This window comes from Streptomyces amakusaensis (genome assembly GCF_039532665.1).
Lineage (GTDB): Bacteria > Actinomycetota > Actinomycetes > Streptomycetales > Streptomycetaceae > Streptomyces > Streptomyces amakusaensis.
Genome location: NZ_BAAASB010000034.1, coordinates 23,386 through 45,429, shown reverse-complemented (window position 1 = coordinate 45,429; position 22,044 = coordinate 23,386). Strand labels below are relative to the sequence as shown.

At 71.7% G+C, this 22,044-nt stretch carries 11 protein-coding genes; 5 read left to right on the top strand and 6 right to left on the bottom strand.

The window, feature by feature from the left end:
* The 4 genes from ABD371_RS34350 to dpgC all read left to right on the top strand — a co-directional run.
* On the top strand, nucleotides 1-950 hold a 950-nt coding region (locus ABD371_RS34350), incomplete at its 5' end, for an alpha/beta fold hydrolase (RefSeq protein WP_344486194.1).
* Between the two features lie 54 nt (nucleotides 951-1,004).
* Nucleotides 1,005-2,126 carry a 3,5-dihydroxyphenylacetyl-CoA synthase DpgA gene (gene dpgA / locus ABD371_RS34345; protein WP_344486191.1) on the top strand — a complete coding sequence of 374 codons (1,122 nt, stop codon included), beginning with the start codon at nucleotides 1,005-1,007 and terminating at the stop codon, nucleotides 2,124-2,126.
* A 28-nt stretch (nucleotides 2,127-2,154) separates the two neighbouring features.
* A complete protein-coding gene (dpgB, locus tag ABD371_RS34340) occupies nucleotides 2,155-2,856 on the top strand; it encodes an enoyl-CoA-hydratase DpgB (protein WP_344486188.1) in 702 nt (233 codons plus the stop codon).
* On the top strand, nucleotides 2,840-4,177 hold the full coding sequence (dpgC, locus tag ABD371_RS34335) for a (3,5-dihydroxyphenyl)acetyl-CoA 1,2-dioxygenase DpgC (protein ID WP_344486185.1): 1,338 nt from the start codon (nucleotides 2,840-2,842) through the stop codon (nucleotides 4,175-4,177). Before dpgB ends, dpgC begins: the two co-directional genes overlap by 17 nt.
* Nucleotides 4,178-4,235: 58 nt before the next feature.
* Here dpgC and dpgD read toward each other — a convergent pair whose 3' ends face one another.
* The 4 genes from dpgD to ABD371_RS34315 all read right to left on the bottom strand — a co-directional run bounded on the left by dpgD (nucleotide 4,236) and on the right by ABD371_RS34315 (nucleotide 14,072).
* Entirely contained in the window at nucleotides 4,236-5,039 is an 804-nt protein-coding gene (dpgD, locus tag ABD371_RS34330; protein ID WP_344486182.1) for an enoyl-CoA-hydratase DpgD, read from the bottom strand.
* A gap of 24 nt (nucleotides 5,040-5,063) precedes the next feature.
* A complete protein-coding gene (locus tag ABD371_RS34325; protein WP_344486179.1) occupies nucleotides 5,064-10,913 on the bottom strand; it encodes a hypothetical protein in 5,850 nt (1,949 codons plus the stop codon).
* 102 nt (nucleotides 10,914-11,015) lie between these two features.
* Complete coding sequence (locus ABD371_RS34320; protein ID WP_344486176.1) at nucleotides 11,016-13,226, bottom strand: hypothetical protein; 2,211 nt, start codon at nucleotides 13,224-13,226, stop codon at nucleotides 11,016-11,018.
* A 435-nt stretch (nucleotides 13,227-13,661) separates the two neighbouring features.
* Nucleotides 13,662-14,072, bottom strand: coding sequence for a hypothetical protein (locus tag ABD371_RS34315; RefSeq protein ID WP_344486173.1), 411 nt, complete (start codon nucleotides 14,070-14,072; stop codon nucleotides 13,662-13,664).
* Nucleotides 14,073-14,313: 241 nt separating this feature from the next.
* Between ABD371_RS34315 and ABD371_RS34310 the strand changes: the two genes are divergently transcribed.
* On the top strand, nucleotides 14,314-18,039 hold the full coding sequence (locus tag ABD371_RS34310) for a phage tail protein (RefSeq protein WP_344486170.1): 3,726 nt from the start codon (nucleotides 14,314-14,316) through the stop codon (nucleotides 18,037-18,039).
* Nucleotides 18,040-18,089: 50 nt separating this feature from the next.
* Here ABD371_RS34310 and ABD371_RS34305 read toward each other — a convergent pair whose 3' ends face one another.
* Both ABD371_RS34305 and ABD371_RS34300 read right to left on the bottom strand, forming a co-directional pair.
* Nucleotides 18,090-20,927, bottom strand: coding sequence for a hypothetical protein (locus ABD371_RS34305; RefSeq protein WP_344486167.1), 2,838 nt, complete (start codon nucleotides 20,925-20,927; stop codon nucleotides 18,090-18,092).
* The gene (locus ABD371_RS34300; RefSeq protein ID WP_344486164.1) at nucleotides 20,924-22,036 is read right to left on the bottom strand and encodes an ATP-binding protein; all 1,113 of its coding nucleotides are present in this window, start codon (nucleotides 22,034-22,036) and stop codon (nucleotides 20,924-20,926) included. Before ABD371_RS34300 ends, ABD371_RS34305 begins: the two co-directional genes overlap by 4 nt.
* Nucleotides 22,037-22,044: the final 8 nt, after the last annotated feature.

The following is a 22,044-nucleotide window of genomic DNA, read 5'->3' as shown; positions in this document are numbered from 1 at the left end:
ACGACAACTTCTTCACCCACGGCGGCCACTCCCTCCTCGCCATGCGCCTCACCAACCGCATCAACACCACCCTCAACACCCACACCACCATCCACACCCTCTTCCAACACCCCACCCCCGCCGAACTTCACGACGCCCTGTTCAAGGAGTCCGACGGCGAAGTGGACGACGTGATCGCGTACCGCGCCGACGGCGAGCTGCCGCCGATCTTCCTGCTGCCCGCGGCGAACGGGCTGAGCTGGGCCTGGTCCGGATTGATACGCCATCTCCCGGCCGGGCACCCGGTGTACGGCCTCCAGGACCCGAGGCTGTCGGACCGCGAGGTCGGGGCCCTGGCGGTGAAGGAACTCGCGGCCGTCCATCTCGCGCGGATCCGGGAGATCAGGGAGAGCCGGGGCAATGGCCGCCCCTGTGTGCTGGTGGGCTGGTCGTTCGGAGGGACCGTCGCCCAGGAGGTCGCGGTCGAGCTGGAGGCGGCGGGCGAGGATCCCTCGCTGCTCGTGCTGCTCGACTCGTACCACGGCAGTGACCCGGCGGGCGAGCCGACGGCGGCGGAGCTGATCCGTACCGCGCTGGACGGCCTGACCCTGCTGCCGCCGGCAAGCCCGGACCCGGTTCCCGAGGGCCATGAGCTGCGGCGGGCTCTGGCGGAGGCCGAGAGTCCGCTCTCGACGCTGCCGGAGCGCACCATCCAGAACCTGGTGCTGATCACCAGGGCGAACCATCGCTCGATGGCCGAGCACACGCCGAGGCCGTCCCGGGTCCCGGTGCTGTTCGTCGATGCCGAGAACCACGGCTCCGTACCCGCGTCGCACCTGTGGCGTGACCGCTTCATGACGGACATCGAGAGCCATCGGACGCGCTTCAACCACCACCAGCTCATGCAGCCGGAGGCGAGCCCGGAGATCGGGTCCCTCATTTCCAGGAAGGTCAACGATGTCGCCCCATAGCCGCTTCATCAGACGGACCAGAAGCAAGCTCCGCACCTGGGGGTGGATGTACCGATGACTCCGCTCGCCCAGCTGCCCCACCCCGGGGCCCTGCGCCCCGCACCGGACGCCACGCTTCCCGAGCGGTCGCGCGCACGGCTGGCGGGCATCGGCACCGCCGTCCCGCCGACCTCGTACTCCCAGCGTGAACTGCTGGACATCTTCGGGATCGACGACCCCCGGGTCCGGTCGGTCTTCCTGAACAGCGCCATCGAGCGCCGGTTCCTCACCCTGCCGCCCGAGGACCCGGCCGGCGGACGGCTCCCCGAGGAGCAGGGGGCCCTGCTGGCCAAGCACAGGAGGCAGGGAATCGAGGTGGGGGCGCGCGCCGTCGAGGACTGCCTCAAGGACATGAACGCCGATCTCTCCGACATCGGCTATCTGTGCTGTGTGACCTCCACCGGGTTCCTCACCCCGGGGTTCAGCGCGCTGCTCATCCGCGAGCTGGGCATCGACCCGAGCTGCGGGCGGCTCGATGTGGTGGGCATGGGGTGCAACGCCGGGCTCAACGGGCTCAACGCCGTGACCGGCTGGGCGCAGGCGCACCCGGGGAGGCTCGCGCTGATGGTGTGCGTGGAATCCTGCTCCGCCGCCTATGTGTTCGACGGGACGATGCGCAGCTCGGTGGTGAACAGCCTGTTCGGGGACGGCGCGGGCGCGGTCGCGGTCATCGCCGACGACCCGAAGGAGCGGCCGGGACCGGAGGTCTTGAAGTTCACCAGTCACATCATCACCGAGGCGCTCGACGCGATGCGCTACGACTGGGACGACGACCAGGGGCGTTTCAGCTTCTTCCTCGATCCGGACGTCCCCTATGTGGTGGGCGCGCACGCCGAACTCGCCATCGGCCGGCTGCTGTCCGGCACCGGTCTGAGGCGCGACGACATCGCGCACTGGACGGTGCACTCCGGGGGCAAGAAGGTCATCGACTCCGTGCGGATCAACCTCGGGCTGACCCAGCACGATGTGCGGCACACCACCGGGGTGCTGCGCGACTACGGGAATCTGTCGAGCGGTTCCTTCCTGTTCTCCTACGACCGGTTGCGCGACGAGGGGCTGGCACGTCGCGGTGAGTACGGAGTCCTCATGACGATGGGCCCCGGCTCCACCATCGAGACGGCCCTCATCCGCTGGTAGTTCCGCCGATCAGAAGGAGCGCACCACCATGACCACCACTGATGACTTCACCGCCGTCCGGCCGCAGCTGAGGATCGACGGGGCTGAGCCCTTGTCGCGTGAGCTGATCGCCCGGGTGCAGGCCTTCGCGGACCAGGCCGAGGAGGCCGGTCCCGACAGCGTCGCCGTACTGCGTCTGACCGGTGACGCACCGGCCGACGCACCGGTCGGTGTGCCCGCCGACGGGGTGAGCATCGCCCTCGTCAACAAATGGGAACGCGCGCTGCGGCGGATCGAGCGGCTGTCCGCGACGACCGTCGCCGTCGTGGACGGGGAGTGCGGCGGCACGGCGCTGGAGACTCTGCTGACCACGGATCTCAGGCTGGGCACGCCCGATGTATGGCTGCGGCTGCCGTCGGGGGCGGGCCCGGGCTCGGCGTGGCCGGGGATGGCCCTCTATCGGCTGGCGAACCAGGTCGGGGTGGCCCGGGTGAGACGGGCGGCCCTCTTCGACACTCCGGTGGGGGCCGTCGACGCGCTGGAGCTGGGGCTGCTCGACGAGATCGCCGACGATCTGGACACCGCCGTCGCCGTCGCGCTCGCGGTGACACCGGGCCGGGGCGCGGATGTGGCCGTCCGGCGGCAGCTGCTCCTGGAGGCGACCACGACGACGTTCGAAGAGGCACTCGGCCGGCATCTCGCCGCCTGTGACCGTGTACTGCGCCGGGGTGCCCATGCCTCCGAGAGCTGACCGGGGCGGCTTGGCCGGCCGGGCCGGACCGGGCGGCCTGGACGCGGCGGTCGACGCGCTCGCCTCGGTCGCGGCGCGCGGCGACGAGCGGCTCGCGTCGCTCCCGGAGCCCGTGGAGCGGGACCCCGGGCAGCGGGAGACGGCCGCGCGCGCCAAGCTCGCCGTACGGCAGGCCCGGCACGCCTTCCTCCGTGAGCATGTCGACGCCGTGTACGACGATCTCACCGAGGGCGGCGCGGTACGGCTGCGGCTGCGTGAGCTGGTGGACGCGGCCGGGGCGAGGTTTCCCGGGCTGCTGCCGGGGGCGGAGCCGATGGCGGCGGAGTCGAAGCGTATCCAGGCCCACAAGGAGGGGCTGGAGATCGATCAGGGTCTCTTTCTGCGGGAGGTGCTGGGGTCGGTGTCCGCCGGCACCCATCTGATGGAGTCGATGCTCCGGCCGACCGAGCGCGCGCTGCGGCTGCTGCCGGAGTTCCGGCGCACCGGGTCGATCGTGCTGCCTTCCGTGCGGCTGGAGCGGACGGGTGCGGCGGCTGAACTGACCCTGTGCCGCGACGACTGTCTCAACGCCGAGGACGATCAGCAGGTCGACGATGTGGAGACCGCGGTCGATCTGGCGCTTCTGGATCCGGCGGTGCGGGTGGGCGCGTTCCGGGGCGGGCCGATGTCGCACCCCCGGTACGCGGGTCGCCGGGTGTTCAGCGCGGGCATCAATCTGAAGCGGCTGCACGCGGGGGAGATCTCGTTCGTCGACTTCTTGATGCGGCGGGAGATGGGCTACATCAACAAGCTGGTGCGCGGGATCGCGGTTCCCCACGACGCGTCGTGGCGCAGTCCGACCATCGAGAAGCCGTGGCTGGCCGGGGTCGACACCTTCGCGATCGGGGGCGGGGCCCAGCTGCTGCTGGTGTTCGACCGGGTGATCGCGGGCGCGGACGCGTTCTTCAGTCTGCCGGCTGCCCAGGAGGGGATCGTGCCCGGTGCCTCGAACTTCCGGCTGGGCAGGGCGATCGGGAGCCGGCGGTCCCGTCAGATCGTGCTGTGGGGGCGGAAGGTGTGGGCCAGTGAGCCGGACGGCGGGCTGCTGTTCGACGAGGTGGTCGATCCCGCGGAGTTGGATGCGGCGATGCTGAAGGGGATGGACCGGCTGGACAATACGGCGGTCGTGACCAATCGCCGAATGCTGAATCTGGCGGAGGAGCCGCCGGACTCCTTCCGGGCCTATATGGCGGAATTCGCGCTTCAGCAGGCGCTGCGCATTTACAGCGAGGATGTACTCGGAAAGGTGGGCAGGTTCGCGGCCGGTGCCGCGTCGAAGTGACCCTCGTACGATCCCGCATGGGGCGGTGCGCGTCGGAGTGACGCGCACCGCCCGGTGGTCAGCGGGCCTTCCAGCGGGGCTCGCGCTTCTCGGCGAAGGCGAGTGGGCCCTCGCGCGCGTCCTCGCTGTGCATGCGCCGCTCCTCCCAGGGGTAGCGGGTCGCGAACGCCGACTCCAGCGGCATGGTCGAGGACCTGGTGGCCGCTTCCTTGATCGCGCGGACGGAGAGCGGCGCGCAGCGCAGGATGTCGGCCACCCAGCCGTCGACGCATTCGTCGAGGTCCTCGGCGGGGACCACCTCGTTGACGAGGCCGAGTTCGAAGGCGCGCCGGGCGTCCATGGAGCGGCCGGTCAGCAGGTGTCCCATGGCCGTCTTCCAGGGCAGCTGCCGGGTCAGCCGGAAGACTCCGCCGGCCCCGGCCATGAGCCCGAGCCTGGCCTCGGGCAGTGCGAAGGTCGCGTCCTCGGAGGCGATGACGATGTCGCACGCGAGAGCGAGTTCGAAGCCGCCGCCCATGGCGTATCCCCGGACTTTGGCGACGACCGGTTTGGCGAGGTCGAATCGCTCGGTCAGCCGTGGCCAGCCCGGCTTTCCCCGGCTGCCGAAGGTGGCCGGGGGCGCGGTTCCCTCGCGGATGCGGCCGGCCGCTTCCTTCAGGTCCTGGCCGACGGAGAACGCGCGGGTTCCCGAGCCGGAGAGCACCGCAGCCCACATTTCGTCGTCGGATTCGAAGTCGTCCCATATCTCGGCGAGTTCCTCGTGCATACGCAAGTCCATCGCGTTGAGAACCTCGGGCCTGTCGAGTGTGATGCGGGCAAGATGGCCGTTCTTCTCGTAAAGCACTCTCGATCTCGGCTTCATGGGGATGATCGTACGACTCCTCTCTCAGTCGAAGTCCGGTTCCGCGCACCTCATGAGTACGGGCTCCAGGCGCAGTTGCGAATCCTCGCGCTCGAACACCTGGAGGGCGTCGAGGCAGGCGAAGACCCAGCGGGCCTCCTCCTCGTCCCCGGTCCGGTAGGCGATGGCGGTCACGACCGCCTCCGTGTCGACGAGGTCTCCGCCGAACTCGGCGGCGATGGCGCGGTATCCCGCCGCGAGTTCCGGGTCCGCGTGGACACCGGTCGCGTCGAGGAAGGCGCGGGCCGCCGAGCGGTCCGTGAGCAGCTCCGCGAGGTGTCGCAGGACCTCGTCGGGGTCGCCGAGTTCGCCGTGGAGCCGGTGGGCGCGGTCCACGAGGAGGGGCCAGCCGCCGGTCAGCGCGTAGAGCCGGTCCAGGCGTTCGTCCGTGTTGAACATCTCTGCGCGCTGTGCCCAGCCCCGCAGTCCCCGGCGGTCGTGGCGGCGCAGTACCACGGGAACGGCCGAGGTCAGTGCCTCGCCCGTGAGCAGGGCGCGCCACAGGTCGAGCTGGCCGGTGTCGGTCACGAGGACGACCGCGCGGGTGACGCCCGAGGTGGTGGGGAGCAGTGTGTCGGCGAGGTCGACGGCTTCGCGGCAGGTCTCGGACTTCGCCGGGTAGCGGGCGAAGTCGCTGATGACGACGCGTCGTTCGCGGGGTCGTCCGCCCGTCAGCTCCTGTTTGTAGACGCTGGGCTTGCCGATGGGCGGCAGTTTCCAGTCGGCGATGCGTCCGGCGACCGCGCGCAGGGTGTCGCCGACGTCGGTGACTCCGGTGGCCGGTGTGCCGAGGACGACCCTCGTCTGGTTGGCGCGCTCGCCGAGGAGGTCGTCCAGCTGGGTGATGGTGAGCGGCGCGGGCCGGCCGTCGGGCAGCTCGGGCCGGCCCTCCAGCACGATGCTCTCCTCCAGTTTGCAGTCCTGTTCGGCGCGGAGCAGCCGGGCCTCGACCTCGTGGGACGTGCCGATCATGCGCAGCGCGTTCGGGCCGCGCAGATGCCAGCCCTGGCCGTCGTGGTTGGGCGCGAGGACGCCGAGGCCCACCATCTCGGAGAGGTAGGCCCGGAATCCCTCGGTGTCGAGCCGCTCGAACCCCTCCCGCCACCAGGTCTCGCACTCCTCGCGCAGCTCGGCGTCGCTCAGCCGTGCCTCCAGTCCGTGGTGGCGGGCCTGGTAGGCGAGTACGTTGGCGATCACGTCGTAGCGGTGGTCGAGGCTGAGGGTGTCCTTGAAGGCCGCCGAGATGCCCGTCCTGAGGGCGGTGTCGGACTCCACGGCCTCGATGTCGGCGACCCTTACCGTGTACGGGGGTCCCTCGACGCCGCGCCGGTTCCGTTTGCGGTGCATCAGCTCGACCAGCCGGTGTCCGAACATCTGCAACAGGAACGGCTGGTAGGAGCAGTAGCCGAGCACCCTGTTCACGAGATCGACGTCGTCGAACTCGAAGCCGAGCGCCCGCATCGGCTCGACCAGCAGATCGGCGGCGAACTGCGGGGCGAGCGGGCCGATCACCTTCGGGGTCTGCGCGAGATGTCCGAACGGTCCGTTGCTGGCGAGTTTGGCGAAGCGCTGTACGGAGTGGAGTCCGGCGAAGACGACCTTGGCGCGGTCCTTGGTGTCGGAGCCGAGCCCCTTCAGCTTCTTGGTCTGGTCGAACCGGGGGGCGTCCGCCTCGAAGAACTGGTCGCACTCGTCGAGCAGGATCAGCAGACGACGCCGCGAGTCCCCGTCGAGCCAGCTCCGGATCCCTTCGCGGACCCGTTCGGAGCGGTCCTTCTGCGACTTGCGGCCCTGGGGCCGGCCCAGCACCTGGGCCTCGGTCAGCTCCCGGTCCAGGACGCTCCACAGCGACTCGGGGCCGAGGGAGCTTCCCTTGCCGATGTTCTCCTGGTCGAGGTTCACGTACACCGACTGGTGGAAACCGGGGCGCTGGTCCATGAAGCGCTCCCCGGCGTCGCTGAGCAGCGCCGACTTGCCGAGGCCGCGTCCGCCGAAGATGACCTGGGTGCCCCGGGGGTCGAGGATGCTCTTGCGTTCCGCGTCCCGGCCGTAGAACATCTCCCCGCCGATCCGGCCGCGCTTCTCCCTGATGTACGGGTTGACGCCGGAGAACGGCAGCAGGGTCTGGGTGGCCGTGCTGACCTGCCGGTTGCCCCGGGCGGCGAGATAGGCGAGGGCCGCGTCGTCGACCACCAGCAGCGGCTGGAGCCGGTCGGACCCGCCGGCCAGCTCCGCGCGGGCCTCCCGGCCGAGCGTGCCGAAGTAGACGACGAGCAGACTGGTCTCGCTGGGGTCGCGGGTCGCCAGGCTCATGACGACCTCGGCGGGCGGGCGTCCCCAGACCATCAGCACGCGGAGGCTGCCGCCCTGCTCCTTGATCTGCGAGCCGAACGCGGGCACCTTGGCCCGGCCGCTGACCTCCACGCCGATCGCTTCGAAGAAGCGGTACTCGCGGCGGTGCGGCGACAGCTCGTCCAGCGAGCGGACGCTCTTCGCGTCGTAGCCGAGGAGTTTCAGGGCCGGGAGCAGCTTGCGCCGGGCGGGGATGTTGGGCCGGTCCTTGGAGTCGGTGGCGCCCAGCTCGCGCCAGTCGTTGAGGGCGTCGGCCGCGAGTGCGGCCTCGTCGCTGGAGAGGTTTCCGTAGTCGAGGACGGAGACGGCCGGGTGCTTTCCGCCGGAGCGGACCGTTTCGACGAGTCGGTGGTCGATGCCCTTGGGCAGCCCGTCGGGGACGACGGGGAAGAACTCCGTCAGATGGGACTCCCCCGCCTCGATCTCCGGGACGGGTTCGCCGATCTCCAGGAAGTAGACGAGGTTGGCCGAGGTCGCCAGGCCGCCGCCGGTGTCCAGGTGCCGCAGCACCTGCGTCCGCTCGTCCTCGGTGAGGTCCAGGGCGTCGAGCCGGGCCCGGATGCGGTCGGTCGCCTGCTGCCGGTAGGCGGGCAGATGCTCCCGTACGGCGGCCAGTCCCCGCCGTACGGGTGCCAGATCGCGCTGGTCCGTGTCGTCGAGGCGGGTACGGGCGTCGGCCAGCAGCTCCTGGAGCCGCAGGTCCTGGTCGTCCGTGACCGCGCCGTCGACCTGGGCCCGGTGCAGCTCGGCGACGAGGTCGTCGTGTTCCGTGCGCAGAGCGGCGCGCCGCGCGCTCTCCAGTTCCTCGATCCGGGCTGCCGTGCCCGGTGCGAACGCCACGCCGTCCGGGCACGGCAGCGCTCCCCGCGCGGCCAGCTCCACGATGGTGCGGGCGGCCGTGAACGCGCCGCTGTCGAGGCGTTCGCGCAGGGCCTCCTCCCAGCCCCGGTCGACCGCCGTCAGAAGCAGTTCGAGCGGGGGCCGTTCGGTGACCGTGTCGCAGACCTTCAGCAGCTCCGCGTCCAGGACGTGTTCCGGGTCGGTGCCGCCGCCAGGTCCGCCGCCGGGGCGCGCGGTCCCGGCGGCGCCGGACAGCAGGGCGAAGATCTCCTCCATGGAGCTGCGCGCGGCCCACGCGGACGCGGCGGCGACGCTGCCGTCACGCCTGGCCAGTTGTTCGAGTTCGGTGAGCACGGCCTCGCGGCGCGCCAGCATCGACTGGCGCAGGGCCGAGACCTCCTTGGCGGACCTGTTGCCGTCCGAGCGGTCGCCCTTGCCGGCCCCGTCGACCGCGAGACGCCACTCCTTGGCCAGTCCCACGGCTCGTTCGACGACATGCACCAGGTCCTGCCGTCCGGAGCCCTGGAGCGGTTTGCCGCTGGAGGAGCGGTGGGCGCGGTCCATGCGGTCGATCTCGGCGTTGATCTCGGACAGCTTCGACAGGCGTTCCGCCCTCTCCTGGACGGCCGTCAGGGCGTCCCGGTCGTCGTCGATCACGGCCGTGAGCATGGACCCGAGGAGTCCGCCGTCGGGGGCGAGCCACCGTTTGGCGATGCCCGTCGCCCTGGCGAACCGGAGCCGCTGGGGAGCGGCGAGGGCGGCGCACTGCTCGCGCAGCTCGCGCAGCCGGGCCTCGGTCTCGGAGACGTCGGCGATGACGACCAGCGGGGAGGCGATCATCAGGGCCCCGCTGAGCGCACGGTCGGCGACCGTGGTCGCCACCTCCCCGAGCGCGTCCGGCAGCCGGGGGGCCATCGCCTTGAGCTGTGCCCCCGCCACATGGTCGCCGGTGACCAGGGCGGCGCGCAGCAGGGCGGGGAACAGGATGAGTTCGCCGCCCTCGGCGTCGCGGCCGAACGGGCCGCTCTGCCGCTGGAGCAGATCCGCGACCAGCCGGGCGCCGTGGCTGGTGCCGGAGGTGAGCAGCGCTGCCGCTGCGGCCAGCCGGAGCGCCGTCACCTGGGGCTCGGGGCTGCCGGAGGCTCGCGCCACATGGTGGGCGAGTCCGAAGCGCCGCTCCGTGATCAGCCGTGCCAGGACGCGTTCGGCCGAGGCCTCGCCGTCGTCGCCGTCGTCCCGGTCCGGGTGCTCCGCGGTGGGCGCGATCGGGGGCGCGGGCGTGGCCTCGCCGCCGGTTGCGGAGGGCTGGGCGGGCGTCGGCGCGGGTTCCGGGGCGGGGGCCGGGACAGGCCGGGGCTCGGGGGTGGGCTCGGGCTCGGGGGTGGCCGCCGGGGAGTCGGTGGGCTCCTCGGGCTCGGGGAGGGTCAGTTCATGGGCCAGCACCGCGGCCATGGCGCAGGCGGGGAGCACCCGTACGACCTGTTCCTGAAGGGTCAGGATCTCGGCCGCCTCCTTCGTCCGCCGGCGCAGCCGGACGAGGTCGGCGAGCGCGGTGAGCGCGGCGGCCTCCCGCCGCTCCTCCCCGGTCCACTCCGACGCGTCCAGGAGTCGCCGGGCGACGGCGCGTACGGCCTCGGCGGCGGGGGCGACGGGGCTGTCCGCCCGGCAGCCGATGGACGGCAGCTCCCGCAGGGTCTCCCGGGCGGCGCGGTCGCGGTCGCGGGCCTCCCGGTACGACCGCGCGGCCCGCGCCATGTCCTCCAGGCGAAGCGGCTCCGTATCGATGCCCGCCTCGGCGAACACGGTCCGGGCGCTGTCGAAGGCCGCTCTCAGCCCGGTCAGCGGCGTCAGATCGTCCTCGGCGGGAGGCCGTCCGTCCTCGACCGCCTCGGTGACCCGGCGGGCGGCGCGCACCGCGTCGGCCAGGGCGGGCTCCAGCCTCCGGCAGACCTCCTCCGGCTCGGACGCGTACGGCTCCGCAGCGCGCGGAGCGGGCTCGTCCGGTACGGGGGCGACGGTGGCGGGCGGCGGCTCCTTGCCCTCGTCGCCGACGGCGAAGTCCGGATGGGCCTCCGTCACGGAGCGCGCGGCCGCGTGCACGGCGTCGAGCCGCAGAGCCTCCGTCTCGTCCGCCGCCGCGGCGGCCCCGAACCAGTCCCGCTCCGCCGCCCAGACGAGGACGTACGCGTCGGCGACCGACGCGTTGCACCACGCGAACACGACGGCCCTGACCAGCGGCGCACCCCAGCGGGAGACGGGGTCGGGGACCGCGTCGTCGCCCTCGGCGAAGGCGGCCTCGGCGACATCGTTCATCACGGTCTGGGTGAGGGCCTTGAGGCCGCAGGTGCATAAGTCGCGCCGTGCTTCGCGGCGCAGCCTGGCCAGGATGTCCTGGCACAGCGCGCCGCCCGCCCGCCGGGGGGCGGTCATGTGTATCGCGAGGAGTCCGAGGAGTCCCTGCCGGTCCTTGGGAGGGAGGGAGTTGAAGGCCAGTTCCACCATGCCGGCCTTCAGGTCGTCCAGGGCGGCGACGGCCGGCTGTTCCAGTGCGTTGAGTGCCGAGGCCAGGGCCTTGAGGCCGTCGGCCGACACGTCCTGCGGAGACATCGGCGGCCCCGCGATGACGTGGTAGCGGTCCTGCATACGTGCGTGCTCCGTTCGGTGGTCCGGATTCGGTGGTCCGGGGTCCGGGGTTCGGCGATCCGGGCGGGCGGTTCTCCGCTCGCCGGAACGCGCCGGGAGGGCTCAGTGGCCCCGGGAGTGCTGGGTGACGAAGGTGTAGCCGTCGGGCAGTTCCCAGCCGTCCGCCTTGCCGAGTCTTCGGCAGTGCTCGCGGAAGGCGGTCCGCTGGGTGTCGCTCGGCGAGCACCCCGGCAGCAGCCGGCGCAGATGACCGGGTACGTACCGCACATCGCGCAGGGGTTCGGCGGCCGGTCCCGCGCCGCCCCAGGGCCGGGGCAGCCGGATCCGGGCGGGGCGGTAGCCGATGAGCGGTATCGTCCGCTCCCCGGGGCGCGCCGGGAAGTGCGGGCGGCCGGTGAGGTCACGGCTGCCGACGGCCGGTTCGAGGAGGCGCTCGGCGAGGAGTTCCGTCACGGCGGCCTCCAGGGCGGTGGACCGGGTGCGGGCGGGCTGTCTCCCGTACACGGCGAGGGGCAGGCCGGTCCGGTCGAGCAGGGCGTGGCCGTCGACGGTGAGCAGCCCGCAGCGGCGGACCGTGCGCAGCACCAGCGCTCTGGGTCCGAGGCCGGCCGCCGTGTCACCGTGCCTGCCGCTGCCCGGGGCGTCCTCCCGGGTGAGGACGCACGGGTCGTAGCGGTGCCCGATCTCCCGGTCGCCGACCCGTACCGGCCGGTCGAGCCGGATCGTGGCCGCGCGGATCACCCGGCCGCCACGGGGCCAGTGGAGCTGGAGCAGCAGACCGGGGAAGAAGCCCGCGGGCCAGGCCACGCCGGTGAGGCGGCCGGTTCCGGCTCCGAGTTCGGCGACGGTTCTCTGGACGGCTTCGCCCGCGCCGAGGGTGCCGCTCGGGTGGCCGAGTTCGAGCCGGACCGCGGGCCGCCGGCCGCAGGTGGTGCGCAGGTCGTCGGCCATGGGCGGGTGGAGCGGAAGGAAGCCGTCGGCGAGGTGGGTGAGGCGCAGCGGCAGCCGCCAGACGATCTCGTTCGCGTCGGCGCGCAGCAGCCGGGGCGGGCCGAGTTCGGCATCGTCCGGGAGGGGCGCGTCAAGCGGTTCGGGCGCGGGCTCGGGTGCCGTAGTCGTAGTCGTCGCTGTAGCCGTCGCTGTCGTGGAGATCCATCCCCGTCCGGCCGGGGTCAGGGGGTCCTCGCCGGGGTGCTCCGCGTCGCCGGGGTGGTGGGAGCGCCAGACTCCCCCGCCTTCGAAGGCGTCGTCGAGGGTGACTCTCGCGCCGCTCGCGAACAGACCCCGGTCGCTGTCCCGCCCGACCGCGTCGGCCAGCGTCACATTCGCCCGGCAGACCGCCGCCGCGTACCCCACGCCCTTCAGCAGCTCCCCGGCTCCGGGGAACGCCCGCAGCCGGGGCCCGACCGCCGTGTAGGCGGTGACCGGGGACGTCAGTCCGTATCGGCGCCGTGCCGGGGTCGCCGCGCGTTCCAGGGCCGCCGCGAGAGTGCGCAGATCGCCGCCGCCGAGCGGCCCGGTCTCGCGCCGGCAGGCCGCGAGCGAGTCGCGGGTGATGGCGTACAGGCCCCAGGTTCGCAGCAGTTCGCTGGAGAGCAGGACGCGCCGCACCGTGTCGAGGAGGCGGAGCAGACCGGTGCGGAGCGCGTCCTCCTGGGTGCTGCCGACGAGTTCGGCGAGGGAGACGGGGACGAAGGGGCTGAGGAGCTGTGCCCGTGCGGTGGTCAGCAGATGCTCCGCGTAGGCGGTGAGGTCGGTGCGGAGGGCGGCCTGCCGCGACGGGTAGCGGGCGTCGACGAGGACATGGCCGTCCTCGTTGATCCAGCGCCGCTGGGTGCGCAGACGGTGCAGTCGGGCCGGTGACAGGCTCAGTCCGGGGCCGAAGGCGTGCGGATCCGGGACCAGGAGTTCGCGGCGTCGTGGTGAGAGGTCCGTCCCCGGTCTGCCCGCCGCTTCCGCGCCGATGGGCGCTCCGGACACCCAGGCGGGCACATCGCCGAAGGGGGTCACGTCCGGGTGAGCGCCCTCCTTGTAGACGATCTCGGCGTAGAACGGGTCCGATCCGGTGGCGACGCGCATCATGGCCCCGACGGGGAGGGCGGGTACGTCCGCGCCGAGAGCGACCACGGGGAAGTCGTCGAGCCGGAGGGGGCTGCGGCCGTAGCCCTCGCCGTCGAGGTCGTATCCGAAGTACACGGCGTTGAAGGCGACCGCCGCGTGCACCGGCGTCCGGCGGGCCGCGACGACCGCCTCCAGATAGGTCAGCAGCCGCTCCCGCTCACCGGGCGGCACGGTTTCGTGGCCCTCGGCCATGGCGGGAGTGAGCAAGGCCTGTTCGCCATAGGGATCCGGTGTCTCCGGCCCGGCGGCGGGGCCCGTCCCGCACGCCGCCGGGCGAACGGCGCGTTCCCCGCCTGCCGGACGCCCGGTGGAATTCCTCGGCCGTCCTCCGGCCCGTCCCCTGATTTCCCTGACAGCCGCTGGTCCGCGCGGTTCTCCGCCCATGACACCTCCGCCGCACCGTAGGTCGTCCCGACCCGAACGAAATGCTGCACGCAGGCTATGCCTGTCTTCGGCTCACCGAGCGGGTTTTCGTCACCTTCCCCGATCGCCGCCGCGCGCGGGGCCCGGAGGCGGGCTTTTGGACACCATGGCGAACTCCAGTGCGATTTGGCGAGTTCGCGGCGGTGCCCGCAGTCCGGCGTGGTGTACGGTGCGCGGCGCGCGCGGGATCGCGCGGGATTCGGTTCAGGCGAACTCGTCCGGGCCGTGGTCCCGGGAGAGCAGCCATTCGCCATCCACTTTCCGGAAGGAGAAGGAGTGCGAGGAGACCGTGGGAGGAATCTCCTCCGAATTCTCCGCGGCCCTGCCCTCCCGTGCGAAGTCGGTCTCTTGAGAGAAATCGATCCTCGCGAAATCGTCCGCGAAGAAGTCCACGTCGACGGCGAAGAGCCGGGTCTCCGCGGAACTCGGGCCTCTGCCCCCGGCCGCCGCCTTCCGCCCCTCCCGGGCGCGCTCCGCGTAGGAGACCCGCTCCTGGACGACGGCGCGGGCGGCGCTCTCCACCGCGCGACGGTCGGCGCGCTCCTGGTACTCGTCCACCCCGATGTACACGGCGAGCGGCGCGGCCGTCCCGGCCACCAGCATGCCGATACCCACGCGCTTCGTGATCCCGGGCCTTCTGTTCCGCATCAGCCTTTTCCCCCTTGAGTCGTCACCGAAAGCCTACGTCCGCGGGGCGTTCGCTGATCACTGCGGTACCCCGGTGATATCCGGGTGACGTCCGGACGACGGTCCCGTCATGCCCGCGCTGTCACGCTGCCCCGGGGGGCGTGTTCTCACGGGACACGGCTGTTCTCTCGGCCCGACTCTGGCACAGGAAGGCGTGGGGAGGCCCGCTATGCCGTCGCCCAAGGCTCTCGGTACCCGGCCGAAGTCGCCGGACCCCGCCGTACGCGCTCCCCAGAGCCGGGCGGACACCCGGAATCCGGGCCGGAATCCGGGGAAGTCCTCCCGTACGGCGGTGTCCAACTCGGCCGTGGCGGCCGCCCTGACCCGTACACCGGAGGCGGTGGGCGGACCAGCGGGTGTCCCGGCGGCGGCGCGGGGTGGAGGCTCGTCGGCCGCCGCGCAGTCACGGGTGGGCAATGGCGCGGTCGCGGCGGCGGCCCGCCGTACCGCGCCGGTCCCGTCCGAAGGGGCTGTCGCTCCCCCCGCCGCCGCTGCCGCCGGAGGGGGCACCGCCAAACGTCCCGGTCCGCACGCCGATTCACGGTTCATGGCGCTGAAGAGGGATGTTCAGCGCAAGAAGCGGTCGGTCGCCGCCTCGCACCCGCCGGCACGGGCGGAGGCGGAGGCGGCGCAGGACGCGGCCGTACCGCCCAAGGACGATCTCCAGGCGCAGGGGAAGACGGCGAACGCGGACCGGATGGACGAGGCGCGCCCTGGCGAGTTCGACCGGGACGCGTTCATCCGGGCGGTGGAGAAGGCCGTCGCGGACAAAGCGCCCAAGAATCTTGACCAGGCGGACAAGTTCGCGGACTCCGGGAAGGCCGAGGAGATCCGTGCCGAGGCGCAGGGCAAGGTCGGGGAGGGCAAGTCGGACTCGGCCGAGCAGATCGCGACCACGACCGCCGCGCCGCCCGACACCTCGGCGGCGGTGCCCAAGGAGGTCGTCGCGCTGTCGGCGGACCGTCCCCCGGCGGCCCCGGCGGGTCCCGATCCGCGGAGCGCGGTCCCCGGCAGGCTGCCGCCTTCGGCCATGGATCTGTCCGCCGGACCGGCCCGCCTCGACCAGGACCTGGCGGGCGCCCGGCTCACCGAGCCCCAGCTGCGCCGCGCGAACGAACCGTCCTTCACCCGGGCGCTGAACCAGAAGAGGACCGCCGAGCGGCACTCCGCCACCGCACCGGGCCGGATGCGCGCGGGCGAGGCCGCCGAGCTGGGGGAGGCCACCGAGCGGGCGCGGGAGCTGGGGACGGCCGCGATGGGGGCGATGGGCACGCGGCGCGCGCTGACCGGGCAGCGGGTGGGCGCGGGCAAGACGGGGGCCAAGAGCCGGGACGAGGCCGACCGCGCCGAGGTCACGGCCCGTCTGCACACCGTCTTCGACGTGATGAAGACGGATGTGGAGACCATCCTCAGCGGCCTCGACGCGAAAGTCGGCACAGAGTTCGACACGGGCGAGAAAGCGGCCCGCGAGGCCTTCACCGACGAGCACCGGCGGAAGATGGAGGAGTACAAGGACCGCCGGTACTCGGGTCCGGCCGGTGCTCTGCGCTGGATCGACGACAAGCTCACGGGGCTGCCCGCCGAGGCCGACAAGATCTTCGATGTGGCCCGGGACGGCTACATCCGCCGGATGCGCCGGGTGATCGGGGACGTCGCCACCCTGATCGGCGCGGAGCTGAACCGGGCCAAGCGGCGCATCGCGCGGGGCCGGGGCGAGATCCGGGCGGAGGTGAAGCGGCTGCCCGCCCGTCTCCGGGCGATCGGGCGGGAGGCCGCCGCCGAATTCACGGACCGGTTCGACGAACTCACCCGGACCGTGGACGACAAGGGCACCGGCCTCGTCGACACCCTCGCGACCAAGTACACCGACGCGCTGCGGTCGGTGGACGAGGAGGTCGCGGCGGAGAAGGAGAAGAACAAGGGCCTGGTCGACAAGGCCGCCGAGGCGGTCAAGGGCGTCATCGACACCGTCATGGAACTCAAGCGACTGCTGCTCGGGGTGCTGGCCAGGGCCGCCACGGCGGTGATGCTGATCCTGAAGGACCCCGTCGGCTTCCTCCGTAACCTCGTCTCCGCCGTGGGCGCGGGACTGCGGCTGTTCCTGCGGAACATCGGCCGGCATCTCCAGCAGGGCATCATGTCCTGGCTGCTGGGTCGCGCCTCCGAGGCGGGGCTTCAGATCCCCGCGAAGTTCGACATCCGCGGCATCCTCGCCATGCTCGCCGGTCTGCTCGGTCTGACCTGGCCCCATATCCGCGCCAGACTCACCCGCCGCGTCCCCGAGGAGGCGGTCGCCGCCGCCGAGACGGCCGTGCCGATCGTCGCCGAGGTCCGCAGGCGGGGCGTCGACGGCATGTGGGACGACCTCAAGAACCGGGTGGGGGATCTCCGCAAGGACCTCCTGGGCAAGGTCATCGCCTATGTGACCCCGACCATCGTCATGGCCGGGATCACCTGGATCCTCTCCCTGCTCAACCCCGCTTCGGCCTTCGTCCGCGCGGTGAAACTCATCATCGACGTCGTCACCTTCGTCGTCACCCGCGCCCGGCAGATCATCGACTTCGTCAACGCCGTGCTCGACTCCGTCATCGCGATCGCCAAGGGCGCGTCAGGAGCCGTCCCCGGGCTGGTGGAACGCGCTCTCGCCCGCTCCGTTCCCGTCCTGCTCGGCTTCCTCGCCGCCCTCGTCGGCGTCGGCGGCATGGCCAACCGGGTCAAATCGATCGTCCAGGCCATGTCCCGGCCCGTGAACCGTGCCGTCGACCGGGTCATCGACAGAATCGTCGATCTGGTACGGCGGCTCTGGGCCCGGATCCGGCCCCCGGCCGGCCGCAAGGGACACGGACGCGGACGCGGACGCGGCCAAGGCACCGGCCCCCGCCGGCCCGAACGGTCCCGCCCGCGCCCCGGAGCACGCCGGGACAGGCGGACCGGCCGACGCGAGGACGCCAAGGGCCGCGAGCAGGACAGCTCCCCGTGGTGGCGGCTGAAGAAGGGCGTCAAGCCACGCGCCGCCCCGGCCCACACCCTGGCCTTCCGCGGCAGGGGCAAGTCGGCCGTCCTGGTCATCCGAAGCCAGGAGACCGAGTACCGGACCTACTTGGATCAGCTGCCCGCACAGACCGACCCGGAGAAGAAGACAGCCCTCAGCCGGGCCAGGGGTCTGCTCACCCAGATCGAAGGGGTGAAGAGCGGGGGCCTGACCAACTGGAGTAAGCAGAGGGCACTGGAACCGCTGCTGGCAGAGCTGGCCCAGGCGACCCTCGTCCTGCTGGGGGCGATCCCTCTCCCGGAGTCGGTCCCGCCGGTCCACGGACCGCTCAGCAACGGCGGATTCGGCACCTCCGTGACGGCGAACCTGCTCACGAAGAAGGGCCTGCCCAGAGGAACGCCGACGGATTCGGACGGGCAGCAGGGCACACAGTGGGACCGTTTGAAGCCTCGGCACGAAAGGCCGGACAGCGAAAAGCGCTTCTACGCCCTGGGCCACATCCTGAACAAGGATCTCGGTGGCTCCGGAACCGACTGGATCAATCTCTCTCCACAGTCGTACAGCGGAAACGGGCTGTTCGCCACGCCCGAGAACACTGTCAAAAATCTTGTCGAGAGCGGCAAGGGTGTCCGCTACAAGGTGCGAGTGATCTACGGACGTACATTCGCCAAGCAGCCTTTCCACAAAAAATGGAAGGAGAGGGACCCGAGCACCATCGACAAGGAGAAGCTGAGAACGATGAAGAGAATTCTCACTGCGGAGAACCACGTGTCCGTCAGCTTCGACTGGGAGTACGCCGTCATCTTCGAGAATGGCACGTTCACCAAGTCCGGGAAGAACGACAGCGGCTCCGCGGCCAACGACATCCGCCAGGACCCGGACAAGTACCACATCCTCGAATGAGACCCGCGCGCCGGACCGCGATCCGACGCGCCGTCGGGCTCCGTCTGAGGTCACACTCCGGCCAGCAGCGCCTCCAGCGCCTCCCCCGCCGCCGGATGGCGAGCCACCAGCGCGGCACCCGGCGCGGCGGGGGCGGCCGCTGCCCAGGTCCCTTCGCAGCCGAGCAGGTTCGCGAGCGCGTCGCATGTCGCGGGATGGGCCGCGAGCAGCGAGTGGCCCGGGCCGTCGGCGGGGATCAGGGTCCGCGCCGGAAGGCCGGGGTGGGGCTGGGCCAGCCAGGGCGGTGTCCAGGTGTCCAGTTCGGCGAGGGTGCCGGGGAAGGTTCGCGCGGCTTCGCGGATCAGAAGAGGGGCCAGCTCCGCGCCGCCCGAGCGCAGCGTGGTGATCAGGGTGGGGAGCCAGGGCAGGAGCACCGCGTCCGGGAGGCGGGCGAAGGCGTTGGACACGGCTTCCACGACGAAGTCGGAGAGGCCGGGGACCGGTTCCAGGGCGTGGAGGAAGCCGCTGAGGTAGCGGGGGTAGGCGGCCACCGTCAGAGGATTGTCGAGCAGTTCGTCGCACCTGGCCCGGAGGTCCTCGCGGCTCAGCCCGCCGAGGTGGGTCCGGGCCGCCCACAGCAGCGCCGTCTTGGTGTGGCTCCGGGGGTGGGACTGGGCGAGGGCCAGTTCCAGCTGGGTCCGGTCGCAGCCCAGGGAGAGCGCGAGGCTCTCCATGCTGAAGAGGAAGCCGAGCATCGCGGCCACTTGGCGGACGGTGGCGTCGTCGTCGGCGAACGCGGTCGGCAGAAGGGTGCAGTAGTGGGCGTAGCCGGCCTTGACGAAGGATTCGATCCACGGCGGCAGGACCGGTTCACTGGTGCGGTAGTACGCGAGCAGCCGCCGTATCCGGTGCAGTACCTCCGGTGCGCCGTCGACGCCGCGTTCGGTGGAGAGGACCTCCAGGGCGCGGTTGCCCAGTTCGTCGGCGAGACGTCGGCCGCCCAGGTGGAGCACCGCGTCCTCGACGGTCTGAAGAACGGTCGCGGCGGTGGCGTCCGGGGCGTGGGCGGTACGGCGCAGGCGCTGCTCCAGGACCTGTTCGATGCTGACGCCCTCGTACCCCAGCTCGATGAGCGCGCGCTGATGGGTGCCCAGCGCCAGGTCCCAGGACTCCTGGATCGATCGCTCGCCGAGACTCCGTTCGCCCATGATCGGCCGGGCCGCGCCCTGCGGCAGCAGGCGGCGCAGTATCCAGAGCACGTCGGAGCAGTGCTCCAGCTCCGGCCGTCCGGCGATGTCGAGCAGTGCCCGTCGCACGCCGCGCTGCTGGAGCTTCAGATTCAGGGGGGCGAGCCGGTCGTGCACATCGCGGGCCAGGGGAGGCAGTGCCTCATAGCCGACCTGGCCGGTCCGGTCGCCGCCCATCATGATTTCCACGAGCCGGCGCACATCGCGCCGGCCGGGCACGGTGTCCTTCTCGACGCAGGTGACGGCCGCGTCCTGGAAGTCGTACGGCGTGGGCTTGGCGCGGTCGCGCATCCCGGCCAGCAGGATGGATGTCTCGAACACCGCGATGGCGTCGGCGGTGGAGGCGAGATAGCCGTTGCGGCGGGCGGCCCGCACGATCTCCACCGACCAGCCGAGCAGTTCGGCCTCGTCCAGCCGGTCCAGGGCGGGGGCCTGGCGCAGAAAGCCGGTCAGTTTGTCCGAGGGCGGTACGGCCGGTGCCGGGATCGCCGGGGGCGCGCTCTTCCTCGCCTTCGTTCGTCCGCCGCCCGCCTGGCCGGTCAGTCGGTACGGCTCGACGCGGGTGCGCCGGAGGTTCTTCGCCCAGAGCGTCGCGGCGATCGAGACCGATCCGGCGGCGAGGCCGAACTGTGCCTCGATCGCGGCGTGGCTGGAGGGGATGAGGCCGTGCCGCCACTGGGTGGCGCTGCGCGGGCCGATCTCGAAGGTGTCGCTCCCGTGGACGCCGAACTCCTCGACCCGGCTGGCCGCGTGGAACGCGCCGCAGACGTAGAGGCAGTCCTCGGGGTCGGTGCCGGTGGTGGCCAGGTGCTCGCGCATCCTGGTCCACATGTGGCGCTCGCGGTCCTCGTCCACCCGGACCCGGCCGGGGTCGCCGGGTGCGAGGCGGCGGAAGAGGCTGCCGATGAGGATCATGACCTGGCGGTAGGTGTCGTGGTCGCTGTCGCCGAGGGGGAGTTCGACGTACTGGTGCCACCACTCCGACCAGTGCCGGACCCGGCCGTGGCGCAGCAGGTGCTCCTCCAGTTCGGCGAAGCGGGGCCGCAGGTCGCCGATCTCCAGGCCGACCGCGTCGCCGTGCGGTGCGGCGGCCTCCCCGGGGGTCGGCGCGTCCGGGTCGGATGGACCGGACGCACCGGACGGGTCGGGACGGCCGGCCGTTTCCTCGGAGCGCCTTCCGCGCGGGTCCCACTGGAAGACATGGTCCGAGGAGCGGTCGACCAGGACGAGTTCGACGCCCGGTGTGTCCAGCGCGTAGGCGATCGCCTGGTACTCGGCCGAGGCCTCGGTGATGGGTGCGACGACGGACAGCGGGGCCCATTCGGCGGGGAAGCCGTCGGTCTCGGTCGCGAAGGCCTGGAGGGCGACCGGGAGCCGGCAGTTGCGCAGTTCGGTCAGGATCGGGGCCATGTCCTCGCACAGTTCCAGGTACACCACCTTCGGCTGCTTCTCGCGCAGCCGGCGGGTCATCGCGATCGCCGAGGCGGGCGAGTGGTGGCAGACGGGGAAGATCTCCAGTGGTTCGCGCACGGCGCGGTCGACGTCGTCGACGAGGCCGAGGAGTATGCCCTCCAGGGCTCCGGGGCCGTCGGCGAAGGTCGCGGCGGCGTCCTGGAGCTGTGCGCGCAGCGCTTCGAAGGTCCCTTCGGGGGTGCCGCTCATGACAGGGTGGCGATCGCGTCACGGCCGCCCTCGAGGAACTCGGGCCAGGATCCGCCGTCTTCCCTGCTGCGCGGTTCGACCACCCCGTGCAGATACTTGTTGAGGATGGCGAGGTCTTCGGGTTCGCGCCGGGCCAGCGATCCGACGAGCGAGGAGGCCAGGGTGCGGGCGGTCAGCGCGCGGTCACCGAAAAAATTGCTGTGGAGTATGGCGTCCTCCAGTACGCCGATCTGCTCGGCGGTGGAGAGGGCGGATTCGAGTTTCTCGTCGTCGCTGCCGGCCGCGGCGGCCGCCGCGCGCAGATCGCCGAAGCTCTGGAGCAGCACGTCGAGCAGGGTGGGAGGCACGTCGAGTTCGAGCTGGTGGCGGCGGAGCAGTTCCTCGGTGCGGAAGCGGACGATCTCCGCCTCGCTCTTCTTGTTCGTCACGACCGGGATGCGGACGAAGTTGAACCGTCGTTTGAGGGCCGAGGAGAGATCGTTGACGCCCCGGTCGCGGCTGTTGGCGGTGGCGATGATGGAGAAGCCGGGCTGGGCGAAGACGATGCTGTCGCTGTCGAGTTCGGGTACGGAGATGTACTTCTCGGAGAGGATCGAGATCAGCGCGTCCTGGACGTCGCTGGTGGAGCGGGTGAGTTCCTCGAAGCGGCCGATCGCGCCGGTCTCCATCGCGGTCATGATCGGTGAGGGGATCATCGACTCGCGCGACTGGCCCTTGGCGATGACCATGGAGACGTTCCAGGAGTATTTGATGTGGTCCTCGGTGGTGCCGGCGGTGCCCTGCACGACCAGGGTGGAGCTGCGGCAGATCGCGGCGGACAGCAGTTCGGCGAGCCAGCTCTTGCCGGTGCCGGGGTCGCCGATGAGCAGCAGACCCCGGTCGGAGGCGAGGGTGACGATGGAGCGCTCGACGAGGCTGCGGTCGCCGAACCACTTCTGCGGGATCTCCCGCTCCAGGCCGTCGGAGCGCTCGGAGCCCAGGATGAACAGGCGGACCATCTTGGGGGACAGCCGCCAGGAGAAGGGCTTGGGGCTGTCGTCGACGGACTCCAGCCAGTCGAGCTCCTCGGCGTACTTGATCTCGGCGGGGGCGCGCAGCAGGTCGGACATGTGAGGGG